Origin of the sequence: Mariniflexile ostreae (assembly GCF_042427585.1) — a bacterium.
GTDB classification, from domain to species: domain Bacteria; phylum Bacteroidota; class Bacteroidia; order Flavobacteriales; family Flavobacteriaceae; genus Pseudalgibacter; species Pseudalgibacter ostreae.
Map to the genome: position 1 here is coordinate 1 of NZ_JBHMFC010000032.1, position 20,410 is coordinate 20,410.

Genomic DNA, 20,410 nt, shown 5'->3' on the forward strand with positions numbered 1-20,410 from the left:
TTTTTAGTGCGCTTGTAGAGTCCCATGAAAATTATTTTTAGTCTGCAAACCAAAAATAAGGGATTCTCAAGCTTCTTTAAAACTTAAACTTTCGGATAGTTGTGTTATAACTTATATAAAATAGTTAAACCACAGTTTAAAAGTTGTGGTTTTATATTTCCAAAGCCAAACTAAAGAATAATCAAAAATCCAGTATTTTAGCAGCCTTTCTCGAGGGCAGAGCGTAAAAAAAAGGTTTAGTAAACCTTTTTAGCGAATGAGCCAGCTGGCGCGATGGGCTCATACATTATCGTTAGGCGATTTGGTTTGGGAACGCGAACTCAACAGCAACGGGAAAGTACTCAAACAAAAAGGGAAAGCTAACTTTTGTCCATTTTTGTATCAAGGGCAGAGCTATGATGCGGAGGTTGGGCTGGCATACAACCGCTTTCGCTATTACGAATAGACACATTCTCCCAAACAGGGATAATAATGGAAATCCAGATATTTTAGACAAAGCCCTAGACAACACAAAAGCTGAATAAATATTTACTTTACAAAAGTGTTTCTAGATATTATGATTGCATGAAACGCATAAAAAGTAGATTATCGAGTTATTAGTCATTTAACAGTGAAGTATTTGGACTAGAATGAAATAATTGTATATTTCACATGAATTGTTTAAACCTATGGGAGAAGCCTGCAAACTTGAATATCAAACAAAAACTTTAAAAGCCTTTAAAAATAACAATCCTGTTATTTTTAAAGCATTATACGTTTCTAATTATCATAAAGTTGAATCTCTAGTTTTAAAAAACAGTGGTTCCATGGAATACGCCAAATACATCTACCAAGACGCTTTCACAAAAACATGGAAAGACATAAAATCCTATAAGTTTACACCTCAGAATGAAATCGATTTACAGGATTACTTATACCAAATTGCAAAAAACAATTGGAAGGAAGTTTCAGTCTCTAAATCCTTAAAAAAAACAAATTCCTCCCATAATTATTTAGAGATATTAGAACAGGGTAAGTGTGATAATAATATCGGTGAAAACATACTAGAAAGACAAACAATGGATGCCTATAAAAAATTAGAGCAACCTTGCAAGAAGGTATTAAGGCTATTTTATTTTGATAAAAAAACGTTGGAAGATATTGCAGGAGAATTAAATATACCAGAATCGACTGTCCGAAATAAAAAATACAGCTGTATGGAAAAATTAAGAGCAATGATGATTACCCAAAACAATTAAGAGTTGAATCACAATACCGATATACCACAAGAGCTTTTTGAGGCTATAGAGCGCTACCTAAATGGTACCATGGATGCCCCTGAACTAAAAGACTTTAACGATTACCTTAAAATCGACCCCGAATTCGCAACTCAAGTAAAAGATATCAAGACTATCCTTCTAGGCATTGAAGTACAAGCATTTAAAGAGCAACTAGAGGTTTTTCATGATACTATACCAAAGCCACAAAAAGAGGGACTTATTAAAATAAGGCGCATTAGTTACAGTAAATTAGCCGCAGCTGTTGCAGTTATTATAGCAATAAGCAGTATTTGGTTTTTTAGTAGTTCTCCAAACAAGAGACTTTATACTACCTATTTTAAACCAGATCCTGGCCTGCCAACGACAAGTAAGAGCAGTATGAATAATTTCGATTTTTATGATGCCATGATATACTATAAGCATGGTGATTATAAAACAGCAATAAAAAAATGGTCGATTTTAAGCGATAACAAACCTAATAACGATAGTATTAACTATTTTTTGGGCGTTGCACATTTAGCCTATAAAAAAGAATCTGAAGCAATTCCTTATCTAGAAAGAGCTGTGGCAGACTCTACCTTTTCATTATTAAAAGATGCACATTATTATTTAGGATTAGCATATTTAAGCGTAGATAATGTTGTACTTGCTAAAAAACACTTTAATTTAAGTCATTCCGAAACAAGTAAAATGCTTTTAGATCAGTTAGAATAACTCTAGTCTTGCTATAACTTTATTCACTCATCTAAAGGCTTAATTTTTTTATGTTGCATCTCTTAATTGTAATCTTTCCCCTACCCTTCTTTAAGACCTAGACCCATTAACTATGTTTATACCAAAATGTAACAGCTTAAGTCTCGCAGTTTATTTTCTGTTTTTTATTGGAGATTCATGAAATACTACAACACATAAGTGTTTTTCGAAACACCCCAAAGTTTATATATTAAAAAAGGCAAAATAAAAAACCCAACATTTTCATGTCGGGTTTTTAGTCTCTTTGGTATAATTTATCAAAAGTTATAATTTAAAATCTGTTATCCTCCAAAGTCATCAAAACGGATATGTTCATCAGGAATACCAAAATCTTCTCCCATTTTTTGAACAGCCTTGTTCATTAAAGGTGGGCCACAGAAATACAATTCGATATCTTCTGGCGCTTCGTGTTTACTTAAATAGTTATCGATAACGCAATTATGAATAAATCCAACAAACCCATCACCAGGCGCATCGATATTTTCTTTTACTTTCCAGTTGTCCTCTGGTAAAGGTTCAGATAAAGCCAAGTAGAAGTTAAAATTTGGAAACTCTTTTTCTAATTCATGGAAATGCTCTAAATAAAACAACTCACGCTTAGAACGTCCACCATACCAATACGTAACTTTTCTTCCTGTTTTTAAGGTTTTGAACAAATGGTATAAATGAGATCGCATAGGTGCCATTCCTGCACCACCGCCCACATATAGCATTTCGCTATCCGACTCATTGATAAAGAATTCACCATAAGGTCCTGAAATCGTTACTTTATCACCTACTTTTTGATTAAAGATATAAGACGATGCAATACCTGGATTTACATCCATCCATCCATTTTTATTCCGATCCCATGGTGGTGTAGCAATACGCACATTAAGCATAATTTCACGGCCTTCTGCAGGATAAGATGCCATAGAATAAGCACGTTCTACAGTTTCTGTATTTTTCATAACCAAAGGCCAAAGGTTAAATTTATCCCACTCTTCTTGGAATTTATCTGGTCTATCATGCTCATCAGGATGCGCAGTAATATCCATGTCTGCATACTTGATTTCACATTGTGGAATTTCAATTTGAATATATCCACCTGCCTTATACCCCATATCTTCAGGGATTTCCACTACAAATTCTTTAATGAATGATGCTACGTTATAATTACGTGTTACTGTGGCTTCCCATTTTTTAATACCAAAAACCTCTTCTGGGATAGTAATATTCATGTCCTGTTTCACCTTAACCTGACAAGATAAACGTATACCTTCTTTTAATTCTTTACGAGTAAAGTGAGGTGTTTCGGTTGGTAGAGCTTCACCTCCACCTTCTAAAACATGGCATTCACACTGTATACATGTACCTCCACCACCACAAGCCGATGGTAAAAATATTTTTTGATTTCCTAAAGTCGTTAACAAACTAGCTCCAGACTCTACTTGTATTACTTTTTCACCATTTATAGTAATCTTTACAGGTCCCGATGGTGATAATTTCTGTTTTACAACTAATAACAATGTTACTAATAACAAGGTAATAACCAAAAACGCTACTACAGTTGCTACTACTGTTCCTAATGTACCTGCGGCTAAAATCATATTACTCATTTCCTTTTAAGGTATTACTTTGGTTGTGTTCGCTCACCAATGTTAAATCTTCTTTTGAAACGTCTTTAGGACGTTCTGCAGCACTTACAGTTATTTCATCTTCGGAAGCCGCCTCTTCATCATCACCACCGGTAAGCATACCTCCAAAACTCATAAATCCAATCGCCATTAAACCTGTAATAATAAATGTAATACCCAAACCACGCAAAGCTGGTGGGACATTAGAATATCTTATTTTTTCGCGAATGGCCGCAATGGCTAGAATGGCTAAAAACCAACCAATTCCAGAAGAAATACCATAATTAAACGCTAAGCCAAGAGTTTGGATTTCGCGAGATTGCATAAATAACGAGCCTCCTAATATAGCACAGTTTACTGCAATAAGCGGTAAAAAGATACCTAACGAATTATATAAGGATGGTGAAAATTTTTCAACAATAATTTCCACTAATTGTACCATGGTTGCAATGGTTGCAATAAACATAATAAATGACAGGAAGCTTAAATCGTACTCCGCATATTCTGCTCCCAACCATTTTAAAGCGCCTGGCTGTAAAAGGTATTGATCTAGCAACCAGTTTAAAGGTACTGTAATAGCCAGTACAAATATAACAGCAGCTCCTAAGCCCACAGCCGTGGTTACTTTTTTAGATACCGCTAAGTAAGAGCACATCCCTAAGAACGTGGCAAATACCATGTTATCTATAAATATTGATTTGAAAAATAATTCTATGTGTTCCATGTATTCTTAATTATGAATTCAGAATTCTAAATTATTAATGATCTTCTATTAAAGCTTGATTTCTACTACGTTGTACCCAAATAATAAGTCCTACAACTATTAATGCCATAGGAGACAACAGCATAAAGCCATTATTTTCATATCCGATAGCATATAGTCCTGTTTTTTCGATAGGGTCTCCTAAAACTTTAAACCCTAGTAAAGTACCAGAACCTAATAACTCTCTAAAAAAACCAACAATTATAAGAATTAATCCATAACCAGCAGCATTACCAATGCCGTCTAAAAACGACCTCCAAGGACCGTTAGCCAACGCAAAAGCTTCAAAACGGCCCATGATAATACAGTTTGTAATAATCAATCCTACGAATACAGAAAGTGTTTTACTTAGCTCGTAAGCATAAGCTTTTAATACTTGATCAACAATAATAACCAAAGCAGCAACCACTACCAGTTGTACAATAATCCTTATTTTAGAAGGGATGATATTTCGCATTAATGAAATAACCACGTTTCCTATACCCAAAACAAATAATACAGAAACCGCCATTACAATGGATGCTTTTAACTCTGCTGTTATTGCCAAGGCAGAACAAATACCAAGTACCTGAATGGTAATTGGGTTATCATCCGCTAATGGATCTGTGATTAACTTTGCGTCTTTTTTTGATAAAAGTCCCATAGATTAATTATTTTTTAGTTTATCGAAATAAGGTTTGTAAAGCTTTAAATCGCTTTTTATCATAGCTGTTACGCCATCTCCTGTAATAGTTGCACCTGCAATGGCATCAACTGCATTATCTGTTTTGTTAACATTTTTAGGGTCGGCATTTCCTTTAGCGACAGTAATCCCTTTAAATACACCTGATTCATTTAGCAAATGTTCTCCAGTAAAATCATCCATAAAGAAACGCTCTTTAATGTTAGATCCTAAACCGGGAGTTTCACCTTTATGATCAAAATAAGCACCTTTAACCACCATATTTTCATCTATGGCTACATACCCCCAAATAGCATCCCAAAGCCCTTTACCATAAATAGGAGCGATATAATAGGTTTCACCATCTTTTTCTCCTACAAATAAAGGTAACTTTCTAGAATACGAAGGGTCTTTAGATGCCGATTTCTCTTTCTTTATATCGATTAAATAGGCTTTTTCGTCTTCTGTAGCAACACCATCTACTATAACCAATTGTTTGTTTATGTATTTTGAAAATGCAGCTGGTGCTTCTGTGGCTGAAATAAAAATAGCACTACCCTCTGTATTTTCATTGACTCCCATAGCATACAAAATATTTTGTTGCTTTTCTATACGCTTATTCTCTGTAATATTTGGTTCTAATGAAGATGCTGTATATGCTAATACTGCACCTACTATAAACACCATGGCAATAGCAAAGAGAATGGTATATAAATTTGAATCTGTTTTATTACTCATGGTTTAAGCTGTTTTAACTTTTACACGTTTTAGTCTTCGTTTTACATTCCCTTGAACTACATAATGATCAATAGTTGGTGCGAAAACATTCATTAATAAAATGGCTAACATCACGCCTTCTGGGTAAGCTGGATTAAACACACGTATCAATATAGATAAAAACCCAATTAAGAAGCCGTAAATCCATTTACCTTTATTAGTTTGTGATGCGGTTACAGGGTCTGTAGCCATGTAAACAACACCAAAAGCGAACCCACCTATTATAAGGTGATGCCAAAAAGTAGTACTCATCAATCCGTAAAAACTATTGCTTTCTGTAATAACACCGGCATCTACAACTTGATTAAAAATCAAGCCCATCACCAATGCACCAATAACAGAAGACAACATAATTCTCCAACTTCCAATTTTGGTAAAAATTAAAAACAAGGCTCCTATTAAAATCAGTAATGTAGATGTTTCTCCTACAGAGCCCGGTATAAAACCAAAAAACATATCTGCTATCGAGTGGCTTATTTCATGACCTTGCGCCAGGCTTCCCAAAATGGTTTCACCCGAAATAGCATCTAGGTTAGCACCATCAGCAATTTCTTTGGTTCTTTGAACAGCACCTTCTACCCATACTTTATCGCCACTCATCCAAGTAGGATAAGCGAAAAACAAGAAGGCACGGATGGTTAAAGCTGGGTTTAGAATATTCATCCCTGTACCACCAAAAACCTCTTTTCCTATCACAACACCAAATACTACAGCTACAGCCAACATCCAAAGCGGGATGTCTATAGGCACAATAAGTGGCACCAACATTCCTGTTACCAAATAACCTTCTTCTACTTCATGTTTATTGATAATAGCAAAAATAAATTCAATTCCCAAGCCAACACCATAAGACACGATAACCAAGGGGATGATTTTCCAAAATCCAACCAAAAAGTTATCTAAAGTCCAAAATTCGCTGCTAAAAAACCCACTACTTACTGCTTGAATATCCCCTAGCGCCAAATAATGTTGGTATCCCGCATTAAACATTCCAAAAAGTAAACACGGCACTAATGCCATGATAACGATATTCATGGTTCGTTTTAAATCATCGGCCACTTTTATATGGGTCCCATGATGTGTGGTCTCATTTGGTAAATAAAGAAATGTATGAAGTGCGTTGAACGCAGGAGACCATTTCGAGCCTCTATACTTTCTTTTTAAGATATGTAATCTAGTTTTTAAATTCATTATCCGATTTCTTTAAGCATTACATCTAAACCTTTTCTAATAATTTGCTGGTGTGGCTGTTTAGACACACAGATAAATTCCGTTAGGGCAAAATCCTCAGGAGCAACCTCATACATACCCAAAGCTTCCATTTCGTCTAAATCGGTGTACATGCAGGCCTTTAATATTTGTAAAGGATATATATCAAGAGGGAAAACTTCTTCATAGTTCCCAGTTGTTACAAAATTACGGTGTTCTCCGTTCGTATTAGTATCTAAATCGTATACTTTATTTGGGAACAGCCAAGAAAACGTTAAGGCCCTACTAGTAGACACCTTATCAAAAACAGGCTTATTCCATCCAAACAGCTCATAATGATCTCCTTCTGGAATAATGGTAACGGTATTGCTGTAATAATCTAAATACCCGTCTGGCTTCACTTGTTTACCAGATAAAACATTACCAGAAATAATACGAGGATGATCTTTCTTTGCAATACCCTTATCGTAAATCATGGTCGCGATTTCGCAGCCCAATTTAGCTTTAAAATATCTTGGTTTTTCTACAGCAGAACCTGCCATGGCAACAATACGCTCTGCATTAAATTTTCCCGTTAATAGCAATTCGCCAATAACAACTAAATCCTGTGCATTTACTGTCCAAACCGTTTCTCCTTTATTAACAGGGTCGATTTTATTTATTTGGGTACCGACATTTCCAGAAGGATGTGGTCCAGAAACCTTATGTAAGGTAATACCAGACAAACCAGCTAATGGTGAATTGGAGTTTTTCCCAACACTAACATGTACTTTCCCCTGCGTTAATTTACCTAAAGCTGTAACGGCGGCTTGCAGTTCTGTCTCTTTTCCTTTTAAGGTAAAGTCCAAATCGGCAACCAATGGCGCACTAGCATAACCAGAAATAAAAATGGCTTTGGGATCCTTATCGGGATTAGCAATCACATCGTAAGGCCTTTGCTTAATAAATGGCCAACAGCCCGAGGCCAACAAATGTGCTTTTAATGCCTCTGGTGTTGAAGCAGCAAAATCGAACACACCGTTATCTTGATACACTTGGGTTTTATCTGCTACAATCTTAATAGCATCAATGCGTCTTTTTGGTCCACGGATGACTTCAATCACCTTTCCTGAAACTGGCGACGAAAATTTTATATTCTCATTAGACTTATCGAAAAACAAAACACCTCCAGCTTCAACTGAGGCGCCCTCTTTGGCAACAAGCTTTGGAATAACACCGTGAAAATCCTCTGGCCTTATAGTAAAGTAATTACTGACAATCGCTTGTTCAACGATTTTCTCTGCTTCACCTACAAGTTTAATGTCCAGACCTTTTTTAATACGAATGTCGTTTGACATATTTTATATATTGAAATTAGTTGTCTAAAAATCGAGGCAAAAGTACAAATTTATACTAATATTATTCAGCTAAACCAGGGCTCCGTGTTTATTTATAATCATTCTAAACAACAAAAAAGACTTAGGTATAAAATTTGTTTATATTTACAAACAAAACCATCGTATGTATGTTTAAAAAGACACCTTCGTTATTTATAATATATGCCCTAATTCCATGTCTTTTTTTCGGGCAGGTTAATGAAGTAAACCCTCCCGATTACATCAAAACCATTACTTTTAAAGGCCATACACCAGAAAGCCAATTGCCTATTTTAAGGCTTGGCGAATATCTGGTATTGGAATTCGATGCTTTAAATGGCGACGAAGAAGATTATTACTATAAAATAAATCATTATAACTACGATTGGACGCCTTCCGTTTTAACAAAATCTGAATATATGGATGGTTTCGATAATCAACGTATTCGCGATTATGAAAACTCTTTAAACACCTATCAAATATATTCTCATTATAAACTAACATTACCCAACGAGCAAACCAAAAGCTTAAAGGTTTCGGGAAATTACCTGTTATCGGTTTACAACAATTATGATGAACTGATGTTTTCTCGAAAATTTATGATTTACGAAAACAAATCCAATGTAGGCGTTACCATTAAACGTTCTAGAACTATTAAGGATATTGAAAAAAAACAACGGGTAGAAATTGCCATCTCACCAATAGGTATGCAGTTTAACAACCCTATGCAAACTGTAAAAACGGTAATTGTACAAAACAATAATTTAAATACAGCTATTAAAAATTTAAAACCGCAATACACTATTGGAAATCAACTTATTTATAAATATGGTACTGAGTCCAGTTTTTGGGGCGGCAACGAATATCTCTTTTTTGAAAACAAAGATGTAAGAGCGGCCAACACCGGTATTCAAGGCGTCGATTTAAAAGACCTCTACCACAACTATCTTTTTACCAATTACCCAAGATTTGACAGGGTTTACACTTATAATCCAGATATTAACGGCAATTATTTAATAACCAATATCGATGCGGAAGATCCAACTATTGAAGCCGATTATGTTTGGATATTTTTTTCCTTACTGCCTAACGACGCTTTTAAAAATAAAGACATCCACGTGTATGGAAACTTTAATAATTACGCGATAGACGAAAGCACTAAAATGACTTATAATAGCGATTTAAACTATTATGAAAAACCTATATTATTAAAACAGGGCTTTTACAATTACAAATATGTCGCTGTAGACAAGAATGGCATTTTAGACGAAGGCGCCATTAGCGGAAACTTTTATCAAACCGAAAACAATTACAAAGTGATGGTGTATTATAGGGATTTAGGTGCGCGTTACGATCAACTCATCGGTGTAGGCGAAGGCAGCTCGGTTAACATTTCTAATTAATCGTTAACCACATTTATGGAAAATATAATCTTCATATAGTCAAGAAATAAAAGGGAATATTTGTAAATTAGCACATTAAAACATTTTGTTTATAAATCCTTATCATGGTTCAACACGTTACAAGTGGTATAAAAATTTCGGTAGTAACACACTACGAAGGGTCGTTTTATAAAAACTATAAAATCCATTACGCCTTTGGTTATAAAATAACCATTGAAAACCAAAGCAAGGACTCTGTTCAACTTAATGCACGCCATTGGATAATTTCGGATGCTTTAAACCATAAAGAAACCGTTTCTGGTGAGGGTGTTATTGGCCTAAAACCCGTTTTAAAACCGGGCGAATCGCATACTTACAACTCTGGTTGTTTATTAACCTCCCCCTTTGGCGCCATGCAAGGCCACTATAATATGGTGAATTTTGCAACGGCCAAAAACTTTAAAGTTACCATTCCTTCTTTTAAATTGAGCGCTACCTTCGCACTCAATTAAACCGCCTTGCTCCTTTTGTTTACTGGTTGCTACATCAAGTATCTTACGTTAAGATCCTTTAAATCTCATAAACACCTAAGTATTTAAGCCCACTCCATTCTTTTTTATTCTATAAAAAACCAATTAGCTTTGTGAGCAATTGTTTATGTTTGAAGGTAGATATTATTATACTGAGCAGCCAGCTCTATTTATAAAAAATATTTACAAACTTTAGAATGAAGATAATACCATCAGAAAAAATAGTGCTAAAAACCGAACTCTCAAATCAAGAGGTCCGAAAGGTTTTAGCAGAAAACATTCAATTAAAAAAAAAGACACTATTTGGTTTTACCAGACTTAATGAAGAAAAACCTTTTGAAGGTGTTTTTAAACATGATACGTTCAAGATTCAACGCTTAATAAAAGGCAGAAACTCTTTTGTACCGACAATTAAAGGGGAAATTCAATCTGATTTTAACGAAACTAAAATTATAGTTACTTTAAACATTCCTAAATCAACATTAATATTTATAATTTATTGGTTGACTTTCGTTGGATTTGTATTTATTATGGGCCTAACTGGAATGGCTACGCAAGGTACAAATGCTGGATTATTGATACTTCCTTTATTAATGGGTGTATTTGCAATTATATTAACACATTATGGATTTAATAGCCAAAAAGAAAAATCAATAAATGATTTAAAAAAAATTTTGGACATCCAAGGTTATTCGACACGAGACAAGAAATTAAAAATCAAATGAAAATACTTCACACTGCCGATTGGCATTTAGGACATAGATTGCATGAGCAATCTCAAATAGAAGAACAAACCTTGTTTTTAAACTGGCTTGAACACTATATTACGAACCAAAATATTGATGTTCTGTTAATTTCTGGTGATATATTTGATACAGGAGTTCCTTCCAACCAAAGTTTGGAAATGTATTACAGCTTTTTAGTAAAATTAAAACGTACGTCTTGTCAAGCGATAATTATTACGGGGGGAAATCACGATTCGCCAGGAACTCTAAATGCTCCAAAACATATTTTAAATGCCCTCTCCATACAGGTCGTTGGAAAAGCCACAGACCATATTAAAGATGCCGTTTTTGAAATTGAAGTAAAGGGTGAAAAAGTTATTATTGCTGCTGTGCCCTATTTGCGTGATGGAGATATAAGGCGCGCTGTTGCAGGAGAATCTTTTGAAGAGCTTACCGACAAGTATAAAACCGCATTAATTAACCACTATCAAACCTCGGCAACACAATGCAAACTAATCAATACGAGCCACGCCCCAGTAATTGCAATGGGCCATTTGTTCGCTATTGGAGGTTCGATATCCGATAGTGAGCAAAATATTTATGTAGGCACATTGGGCCATATTGGTGCTACAGATTTTCCAGCTTATTTTGATTATGTGGCTTTAGGCCATTTACACAGACCGCAAATTATTGGCAAAAACACCAAAATACGCTATTCTGGATCGCCACATATTCTTAGTTTTAGCGAGATAGATTACGACAAAAAGGTGATTGTTTTAACCCTAGAAAACAATAAAATTAGTGACATAAAAGAAGATGTGGTACCGCGCTTTAGAGCATTTTACAGACTAGAAGGAACCCTAGAATCCTGCATCCAGCAATTTCCTACTATTGTTTCCAATACGTACAATTTAACTCCTTGGGTTGAAATAATTTTAAATGAAAACAACACCGTTAACACAGAAGATTTAAAAAGTGCCGCCTCTAACTATTCTTTTGAAATACTGAAAACAACTTTAAAAAAACAAAGAAAAATTAAAGGTATTGAAGAATTATTAGCAGAAACAAAATCTATAAAAGAGCTATTACCTACTGAAGTTTTCAAGCTGAAATGCGAAGAAATGGGTTACGACCTAGAAAGCCAACCAAAAGTATGGGATGCCTTTAATGAAATTCTACAAGCTGTTAAAAAACAATAAGCGCGATACCAATGAAAATTTTAAAAATAGAATTACAGAACATAAATTCATTAAAATCCGACTCTCCCATTGTAATAGATTTTGAGCATGAGCAATTTAAAGATGTTGGTCTTTACGCCATTACAGGATCCACAGGTGCGGGAAAAACAACTATTTTAGACGCTATAACCATTGCATTATACCATAATGTGCCACGATTTAATGGCACAAAAGGCACCCTGATAGACGTTGTGAGCCACGGGGCAAACGATGCACATAGCAGGGTTGTTTTTGAAAACGAAACCATAATTTATGAAGCTTTTTGGGGTATTCGGTTGGCCTCTAAAACAGGCAAAAAGCTTGCCAACCCACAAGAAGAAGTGAGTTTAAAAAATCTAACAGATGATGTTATTTTAGCTTCTCAAAAAAGAGGTTTAATTGAAGAGATTATTAGAGTAACACAATTAGATTACGTTCAGTTTTTAAGATCGGTCATGCTGGCACAAGGAGAGTTTGCTTCTTTTTTAACAGCAAAAGGACCTGAAAAAGGAAGGCTATTAGAACAAATTACTGGAGAAGGTATTTATAAAAAAATTGGTCAAGGCATTTCTGATAGAAAATCGAATGAAGAGAATAAATTAAAAGAAATACAGTCTAAAATTAATTCTGAAGATATTTTAACTGAAGCACAAAGAATCGAATTTACTGAAAAAGATAAAGAGCTCGATCTTCAAATTGCAACATCAGAAAAAGAAATGGAATCCATCCAAACCATCGTGAATTGGTATCAAAAGCATGAAGACTTATCAAAAGAATCCGAGGCTTTAGAGTTGGAATCAAAAGAAATCGAAATTGAATTTGAAAACTATAAATCTGAAATTGAATTATTAAATTTAAACGAAAAGGCAGAACCTTTTAAGGAGCTTATCCAAAATTTTAATAGAAATGAAAAAACCACTATTGAAAAAGCAAATCAATTAAAGGTTATAGAAAATGAATTAGCCCAGCTTAAACCCCAAACGGAAGCCTTAACCGAACACGTTACCAAACAAATGCATGATCTAGAAATGGCAGAGAAAGCAATTGTCGTTTGGCAACCTAAATTCGATCTAATTACAAAATTAGATAGCCAGATAAAGCATGAAGCAGACACCCTGTTTACATTAAAAAAGAATTTAAATGAACTAAACCTACACATCAAAACCTTGCAAGAGGACAAGATGGAAACGTTCAAAAAACTATCCGAAACAGAAGCAAAGATTAAAACGGACAATGTATTTCTAATTCAAAATAAATTCCTATCAGATGTTGCTCTAGAAATCTCTAATTGGGCAACAGGTTTAACCACATTAAAAGCACATAAAGAAACGCTAGATAAAAATGCTGTGTTTATTACAGATAAAAATAAAGATTTAGAAAAGACAACCAACGCCTTTATCACAAACAAAGCATTACTCACTAAAAAAGCTTCGGAAATTGAGGTTATCGACAAAGAGGTTTTGGCCATAAATGAGCAATTATGTAAAAGCAATTTAAGCGAACTATTAGCAGAAGAAAAGAAATTATCTGTAATGGAGTCCAATTGGAAACAGTTTAAAACCTTCTCAGAACAAATTGCTAAAGACGAAAAAGAACTAGAGAAATTATCCGTTCAAAAAAAATCATTATTAACTGAATTAGAATCGGTGAAGAAACAAAATGACGGTCTTCAAAAACAAATCATTTTACAAGAGACTGCTGTTGCCGATGCCGAGAAAATCTTAGATTTAGAAAAAAGCATTTCTAAATATGAAGACGATCGTAAAAACTTAATAAAAGGGATGCCCTGTGGTTTATGTGGATCGAAAGTACACCCGTTTGCTGAAAATTTAGAGGCTTTTGGGGTTTCCAAATCTGCATTAGAACTTAGCTACAGAAAGGACAAACTAAAAGTATTAAACGACTCTAAATCTGAATTAGATAAAAAAGACGTCTTATTATCCACAAAAATTGAGAATGCCACCCTATACATTAGCTCAATAACCGAAACGCTAAGCGCATTACAATCCAAAGCGAAACAATTAGATTTAGCTGCCGAAATAACCAATTTGGTCCAGATTAATATTGAACTCTCGGCATCTTCCGAAAAGCTACAATTAGTAGGCAAAAAGATAAAGGCTTCACAACAGTTACAAGCTAAAAAAGATAAACTGTTGGATACTATCAAAACACAAAGCCAATCTATTGAAATACTCAAAACGACAGATGCCAAACTTCATGAGAACATAAAAAATGTAAAAGCTGAAATTAACACCACACAAAAAGCTAGTGATGAGCGCACCAAAACATATAATACCCTCGAAAGTGATTTAAAAACGAAGCTATCTAAATTCAACTATGAATTACCTTTAGCAGACCAAACCCATTTGTTTATTCAACAGATTGAAGAAAACATACTAAAATACCATAAGACCCAAAAGAATTTAGATGCTTTAAAAGCAGAAAGCAAACTGCTGCACAGTAATTTAGAAAACATTGCTAAACAGTTAGAAGCACATGCTAAAACTCAGAGCGATTTCACCAAAAGCGCACAAGAATGTATTACTAAATCCGATCGATTAAAAGCCGAACGTATTGCCGTTTTACCGCTTGACATTACTGTAGAGAAAAAAAGAGCCCATTTACAATTTGTAAGAAAAGAACTAACAGAACAGGTAGAAGAGAGTATAAAAAAACGACAGCTCTTATTGGATTTAAAAACTAAAAAAGAAGCTTTAAAAGTCGAAAACATCAAAGACCAAACAGCTCTAAAGGATGAATTAAAACGTTTACAGATTTCTTTAGACGAGAAGATTGAAGCTAGTGGTTTTGAATCTAAGCAAGCTATTGAAAAGGCCTTGCTAAGCATCGAAGACAAACAAAGGTATACTCAAAACAAAAAGCGCATTGAGGATAAAAGCCTTAGATTGCACGCTTTAAAAGAAACCAACCTTAAAGCCATAGAAAGCTTAAACACGTCTAAAACCTTTAAAATTTCGAAAGCTGAAAGCCAGTTGGCTTTTGATGGCTTGAAAGCGAAAAGAGACAACCTTTCTGCTAAAAAAGGTGAAATTAGAGAAGCTTTTAGAAAAGACCAAGAAATTAGAGATAGAAACCATGATATTTATAAACAGATTAGCGCCCAGGAAGAAATCTGTTCCATTTGGAGAACCCTTTTTAAAATTATCGGGAATTCAAAAGAAGCTTTCAATGTATATGTTCAACGCTTAACATTAAAGCATTTATTAGACCTTGCTAATGTTCATTTATACAAGTTGAATAAACGGTACTCTTTAAAAATGGAAGATGATTATAAGCCAAAAGAAGAACTCAACTTTAACTTAATTGACCACTACCAAACGGATCAGGCTAGGTTGGTAGACACCTCAAGCGGAGGGGAAAAATTTATAATTAGTCTAGCCTTAGCTTTAGGCTTATCCGATTTAGCCAGTAAAAATGTTAAAATTGACTCTTTATTTATTGATGAAGGTTTCGGAACGTTAGACAAAAACACTTTAGAAACCGTGATTTCTACTTTAGAGACATTACAATCGCAAGGAAAAATGATTGGAATCATCTCCCATGTAGAAAATCTGAAAGAGCGCATTCCAACCCAGATACAGATTACTAAAAAAAGTAACGGTGTGAGTGAAGTGGAGATGTTAAAAGCTTTTGGGTAACGTTTTTGAAATTCAATACCTATATATCTATGGGTCTTTTAACTTTTAAACTTAGTCGTACGTGCGCCAACCTATATACAATCTCAGGCCATCCAGCGTTTTCTCACACAAACAAAGCCTAACACCCTAAATAACAATACAATTACCACATTTATATTTATTCTTAATTTTATCACACGTTAACTTAAGGTTTTTAAATTTTACACGACTAATAAATAAAATTTTCATGAATAAGCTAATTTACATCACACTCTTAAGCTTGGTTTTTAGTTGTAAAAACAATGCACAACCCACCCCAAAGCAAACAGAACTTTTACATGCCGAACCAGTACAGGTACCTCTAAAAAAAGGAATGGCCAAAGCCTATTTTGCTAGTGGGTGTTTTTGGTGCGTAGAAGCTATTTACGAAAGTGTAAAAGGTGTTAAAGATGCCATAAGCGGTTACTCAGGAGGGCACACCAAGAACCCGACTTACGCGTCTAGCAACACTGGCAAAACCGGTCATGCCGAGACCGTTGAAGTTATTTACGACCCCAACGTCGTTAGCTTCGAAACACTAGTAGATGTTTATTTTGGTTCTCAAGACCCTAGCCAAATAAACGGCCAAGGACCAGACAAAGGCTCGCAATATCGCTCTATTATATTTTATCAGAATGAGGCGCAAAAACAAGTGATCCTAAAAAAGAAAGAGCGTTTAGAACATCAGTTAAACTCTAAAGTTGCTACAGAGGTTTACCCTTTCCAAAAATTCTGGAAAGCAGAGGCCTATCATCAAAATTATGAGAAAAATAATCCTAGAAATTCTTACATACAAAATGTTTCTATTCCGAGATTAAATCGTTTTAAGGCTAAATTCCCTGAACTATTAAAAAAAGACCATTAAAAGATCAACAAAGAAAATGTGCTGTTTTAAAAGCAAAAAGAACGCATCTTTAAAAACAATCCGTAGATTTCTTTATGAAGATTAAACCAGTCTGTTTTTATTTAAGATTTGTATTTATTGTAAACCAAAAAGTGGACCCCACCCCTTCTTCACTCTCCAGACTGATAACACCGCCCAACATTTCCACATACGCTTTTGCGATAGTCAACCCACACCGGAGCCATGCAGCGCTTTTTGTTTTTAATATCCACTTGATAAAAAGGCTTAAAAACAGCTGTTATAATAACAGAATCTAAACCTGCTTTCCTACCACTGTACAAGGTTATGAGTACATTTAATACAAAAAGCAGAATTGTACCATTTCCTTCAAAACCAAGATATAAGACTAGAGCAAACGACATTAAAAAGAAATTGGCTGAGAATAAAATTTTCTTTGTTTGTAAACCAATACGCTTATTAAAAGCTATAAATGCTACAACAAGCATAGCAAAACTATCTACATACAGCACAAAGAACTTGTTTAGTTTTACAGCAACTAAAGCACTAGGGATATAAGAAACCGAACCTAAAAAAAGCGTTAGAAGTAAAATGGAAATAAAAAGTCTATCCCTGAAATAAGACAGGCCCTCTTTATCCTTTTTTTTAGAAAAGCCTATATAATCTATATACCGTTGCTGGTAAGACATTAGTGTTTTGCTCAACATACTATTGCTATGTCTTTGGTTGCCTTTTAAGTAAGTAATATAGTAAAAAACAAACAAATCTTTAAATAAATTCCTTCAAACTGTATTTAGCGCTTATTAACTTTTTTAATGCAACTCACTCCTTTTTGTTTAAATCGATACAGACAAAAAACTGTGCTACATTAGAATTAGGATTAAATTAAACCAAGCGATTGCGACCGATAAAAGGCTCACTTTTTTATAGGACTTCTATTTTTTATTCTAGAAGGGCATGGCCCTATCCCTCCTGCCCTACCATACAAAAATAAGTTAGCAGTAATAATGTGGAGAGGTTATAAAATTAGTTTGCATAAATACATATAAGGCGGAGCTGCATAACTTCGACAATTAGATGTGTATCCGCACTTTGGTTTCCAAAGTGGAAATAAATTAAAAATAACTAATAAACTGTTGCCCTTTTCTAAAAAGTACAACTACAGTATTGCTTGTTTTTCAAAACCAAATAATTTATAAAAAAAAGGATTTTAGTTTGCAGATAAAGAGTATAATAGTTGCTGTTTTTTTGTTAATACTGCTATTGGAACCAGAAGTGGCACTCTTTTAACGGCCACTCTCGAGGTCTTTAAAAGAGTTTTTGCTTAGCATTAAATCTAACCACATATTAACCATTTATGAAAGCCGAGTGATACGAACACGTTCTCAACACTCTTTTCAGCTCTATAAAACAATTTATCGAAGGATCTGGTGTTAACAATACTTAGTCTTCAGCTTTAATAAATTTCGGATTAATATACAATTTGCCATCTTTCAATTTTTTCCAATAAATTTTCATATCAGCATTTATTTCCGGAGCCATAATGTACAATCCAATTATATTAGGAAAAGACATGGCCAAAATCATCATATCGGCAAAACTCAAAACGGCTCCTAAACTTACTGAAGCCCCTAGCACTACAAAAACCAAGTACATGATTTTATAAATCAGTTCAATTTTTTTGCTTCTTCCAAAGAGATAGGTCCAAGAACGCATGCCATAATACGACCAGGACACCATAGTAGAAAAAGCAAATAGGAACACAGCAACCGCTAATACCGATGGAAACCAAGATACGACACTACCAAAAGCATCTGCAGTAAGCTCTACTCCCCCTATTCCACCGGTAATTTGGTGCATGCCCGTAAATATCAAGACTAAAGCCGTCATGGTACACACCAACATAGTATCGATAAAGGGCTCTACCAGAGAAGTAAAACCATCAGCAATTGGGTTATTGGTTTTGGCCGCACTATGGGCAATGGCAGCCGACCCTACACCCGCCTCACTTGAGAAAGCGGCACGTTGTAATCCTATAATCAACACGCCTATAAACCCTCCTTTTAAAGCTTCCGCAGAAAAAGCACCATCGACAATAGCTAGAAAAGCACCTCCAAGATATTCAATATGATAGCCTATAACAACCAAACATCCCAACACATAAAAAATGGCCATAATGGGAACTACTTTTGCTGTTACTTTTGCAATACTTTTAATACCACCAATAATTACGGCACCTACTAGTAGAGCAAAACCTACTCCAAACCAAAACCCTTGGCCTTGTAAAAACGGAATTTGCTCTGATACTATTTTAAAAGCCTGATTGGATTGCAACATATTACCACCACCAAATGAGGCACCAACCCCAAGAACAGCAAACAAAATGGCCAAAAACTTCCCTAATCGTTTAAGGTTTCGCTTTTCAAGGCCATAACGCAAATAATTCATAGGACCTCCAAATATGCGGCCTTCCTCATTAATAAAACGGTATTTTACACCCAAGGTACATTCTGCAAATTTTAATGACATTCCGAAAAACCCTGCTAGAAACATCCAGAAGGTCGCGCCTGCACCACCCAGTGAAATCGCCACGGCAACTCCAGCAATATTTCCCAGTCCCACTGTTGCAGATACCGCAGTGGCCATGGCTTGAAAGTGTGTTATCGTGCCGGGGGCATTGGGATCGTCATATTTTCCTCTTGCCAAGTCTAGAGAATGCCTAAAACCACGAATGTTCACAAATTTTAAACGCAACGTAAAGAAAATACTTCCCAAAATAAGCCAGATAACAATAAAGGGAATGGTGTTGGTTTTTATATCGCCATTGGGATGTAAAAGCGGTTGAGAAAAGGGAAGTTCAATTATAGCTAAGAGCGGTGCCTTAAAAGACCCTGTTTCGGGCAATCTAGAAATCACAGCACCTTCTTTTGTCACATGTTCTAAAGTTCCATCAGCAGGTGCGTAAACCGGAAACTCTAAATGTCGATCATTTTCCAGCAATGCAATTAAAGCTCCTTCTTTTACTTGGCTTCCTTCTGCTGCCAACCATTTTTTCACCAAGAATTTTACATCTTTATTGCCGTCTTGTTTTGGAAGTGGAATATCTTTATGAGAGGTGTAAACTACGGGATCATATATGCCGAGTGTAGCAAAAGCATCCCAAAAAAGAATGGCACCCAAAACATCGACCGCCGGTTGCACTTTACTATTAAAAATTTCGGTTATGGATTTTGCAGGAATAGTAAACGTCTTTAAAACAGTATGTCCCTTAGCATCGCTTATTGTAACGGTATGCTTCATCCCTTCGATCAAACCCACCGATTCGGACGCAAATAAAGGCGTGCTCACGTTGCTCCATTTATATTGATAAGGCGGAAGGCCTCCCTGTACCACTACTCTTGCAATACCGTTATTGATTTCGGAAGAAGGATTGATCAGTTCTAAATCTACCGACATGTTGTCAGCAGATGGATTTTGAGCGAAAAAATTAGTGAAAGAAATGAGTAAGAACGCCAAAAGCGTGAAATGCCTAGAATTTATCATCTAAAAAAATAAAAATTTACGATTTATGTATTGAAAATCACAATTTACTAATAAGTAGATGGGCTCCCAAGATAATCAAGA

16 protein-coding genes are annotated in these 20,410 nt (G+C 35.0%); 8 read left to right on the forward strand and 8 right to left on the reverse strand.

Annotated elements, in window-relative coordinates; all coding sequences use genetic code 11:
* The first annotated feature begins 668 nt into the window (after positions 1–668).
* Positions 669–1,238 (forward strand): RNA polymerase sigma factor, encoded by a 570-nt coding sequence (locus ACFFU9_RS08420; protein ID WP_379860961.1) that lies wholly within the window; start codon positions 669–671, stop codon positions 1,236–1,238.
* Positions 1,239–1,241: 3 nt separating this feature from the next.
* On the forward strand, positions 1,242–1,973 hold the full coding sequence (locus ACFFU9_RS08425; protein ID WP_379860962.1) for a tetratricopeptide repeat protein: 732 nt from the start codon (positions 1,242–1,244) through the stop codon (positions 1,971–1,973).
* A 320-nt stretch (positions 1,974–2,293) separates the two neighbouring features.
* Here ACFFU9_RS08425 and nqrF read toward each other — a convergent pair whose 3' ends face one another.
* From nqrF to ACFFU9_RS08455, 6 genes are read right to left on the reverse strand one after another with little or no spacing between them, the layout of a single operon-like run.
* Positions 2,294–3,601, reverse strand: a complete 1,308-nt coding sequence (gene nqrF / locus ACFFU9_RS08430; protein ID WP_379860985.1) for an NADH:ubiquinone reductase (Na(+)-transporting) subunit F — start codon at positions 3,599–3,601, stop codon at positions 2,294–2,296.
* A 1-nt stretch (position 3,602) separates the two neighbouring features.
* Positions 3,603–4,352 carry an NADH:ubiquinone reductase (Na(+)-transporting) subunit E gene (nqrE, locus tag ACFFU9_RS08435; protein ID WP_379860963.1) on the reverse strand — a complete coding sequence of 250 codons (750 nt, stop codon included), beginning with the start codon at positions 4,350–4,352 and terminating at the stop codon, positions 3,603–3,605.
* 34 nt (positions 4,353–4,386) lie between these two features.
* Positions 4,387–5,034, reverse strand: a complete 648-nt coding sequence (locus ACFFU9_RS08440) for an NADH:ubiquinone reductase (Na(+)-transporting) subunit D (protein ID WP_379860964.1) — start codon at positions 5,032–5,034, stop codon at positions 4,387–4,389.
* A 3-nt stretch (positions 5,035–5,037) separates the two neighbouring features.
* A complete protein-coding gene (locus tag ACFFU9_RS08445; RefSeq protein ID WP_379860965.1) occupies positions 5,038–5,790 on the reverse strand; it encodes a Na(+)-translocating NADH-quinone reductase subunit C in 753 nt (250 codons plus the stop codon).
* Positions 5,791–5,793: 3 nt separating this feature from the next.
* On the reverse strand, positions 5,794–7,020 hold the full coding sequence (locus tag ACFFU9_RS08450; protein WP_379860966.1) for an NADH:ubiquinone reductase (Na(+)-transporting) subunit B: 1,227 nt from the start codon (positions 7,018–7,020) through the stop codon (positions 5,794–5,796).
* A complete protein-coding gene (locus tag ACFFU9_RS08455; RefSeq protein WP_379860967.1) occupies positions 7,020–8,375 on the reverse strand; it encodes a Na(+)-translocating NADH-quinone reductase subunit A in 1,356 nt (451 codons plus the stop codon). Before ACFFU9_RS08455 ends, ACFFU9_RS08450 begins: the two co-directional genes overlap by 1 nt.
* A 167-nt stretch (positions 8,376–8,542) precedes the next feature.
* Between ACFFU9_RS08455 and ACFFU9_RS08460 the strand changes: the two genes are divergently transcribed.
* The 6 genes from ACFFU9_RS08460 (at position 8,543) to msrA (ending at position 16,789) form a co-directional block, all read left to right on the forward strand.
* The gene (locus ACFFU9_RS08460; protein ID WP_379860968.1) at positions 8,543–9,796 is read left to right on the forward strand and encodes a type IX secretion system plug protein; all 1,254 of its coding nucleotides are present in this window, start codon (positions 8,543–8,545) and stop codon (positions 9,794–9,796) included.
* A 104-nt stretch (positions 9,797–9,900) separates the two neighbouring features.
* Positions 9,901–10,287 (forward strand): Co2+/Mg2+ efflux facilitator ApaG/CorD, encoded by a 387-nt coding sequence (apaG, locus tag ACFFU9_RS08465; protein ID WP_379860969.1) that lies wholly within the window; start codon positions 9,901–9,903, stop codon positions 10,285–10,287.
* A gap of 215 nt (positions 10,288–10,502) precedes the next feature.
* Positions 10,503–11,030, forward strand: coding sequence for a hypothetical protein (locus ACFFU9_RS08470; RefSeq protein ID WP_379860970.1), 528 nt, complete (start codon positions 10,503–10,505; stop codon positions 11,028–11,030).
* Positions 11,027–12,229, forward strand: a complete 1,203-nt coding sequence (locus ACFFU9_RS08475; RefSeq protein WP_379860971.1) for an exonuclease SbcCD subunit D C-terminal domain-containing protein — start codon at positions 11,027–11,029, stop codon at positions 12,227–12,229. Before ACFFU9_RS08470 ends, ACFFU9_RS08475 begins: the two co-directional genes overlap by 4 nt.
* Positions 12,230–12,240: 11 nt before the next feature.
* The gene (locus tag ACFFU9_RS08480) at positions 12,241–15,906 is read left to right on the forward strand and encodes an AAA family ATPase (RefSeq protein WP_379860972.1); all 3,666 of its coding nucleotides are present in this window, start codon (positions 12,241–12,243) and stop codon (positions 15,904–15,906) included.
* Positions 15,907–16,132: 226 nt separating this feature from the next.
* Positions 16,133–16,789 carry a peptide-methionine (S)-S-oxide reductase MsrA gene (gene msrA, locus ACFFU9_RS08485; RefSeq protein ID WP_379860973.1) on the forward strand — a complete coding sequence of 219 codons (657 nt, stop codon included), beginning with the start codon at positions 16,133–16,135 and terminating at the stop codon, positions 16,787–16,789.
* A gap of 149 nt (positions 16,790–16,938) precedes the next feature.
* On the opposite strand, the gene ACFFU9_RS08490 is transcribed toward msrA, so the two are convergent.
* Complete coding sequence (locus ACFFU9_RS08490; RefSeq protein WP_379860974.1) at positions 16,939–17,475, reverse strand: hypothetical protein; 537 nt, start codon at positions 17,473–17,475, stop codon at positions 16,939–16,941.
* 754 nt (positions 17,476–18,229) lie between these two features.
* The gene (locus ACFFU9_RS08495; protein WP_379860975.1) at positions 18,230–20,329 is read right to left on the reverse strand and encodes an amino acid carrier protein; all 2,100 of its coding nucleotides are present in this window, start codon (positions 20,327–20,329) and stop codon (positions 18,230–18,232) included.
* Between the last annotated feature and the right edge of the window lie 81 nt (positions 20,330–20,410).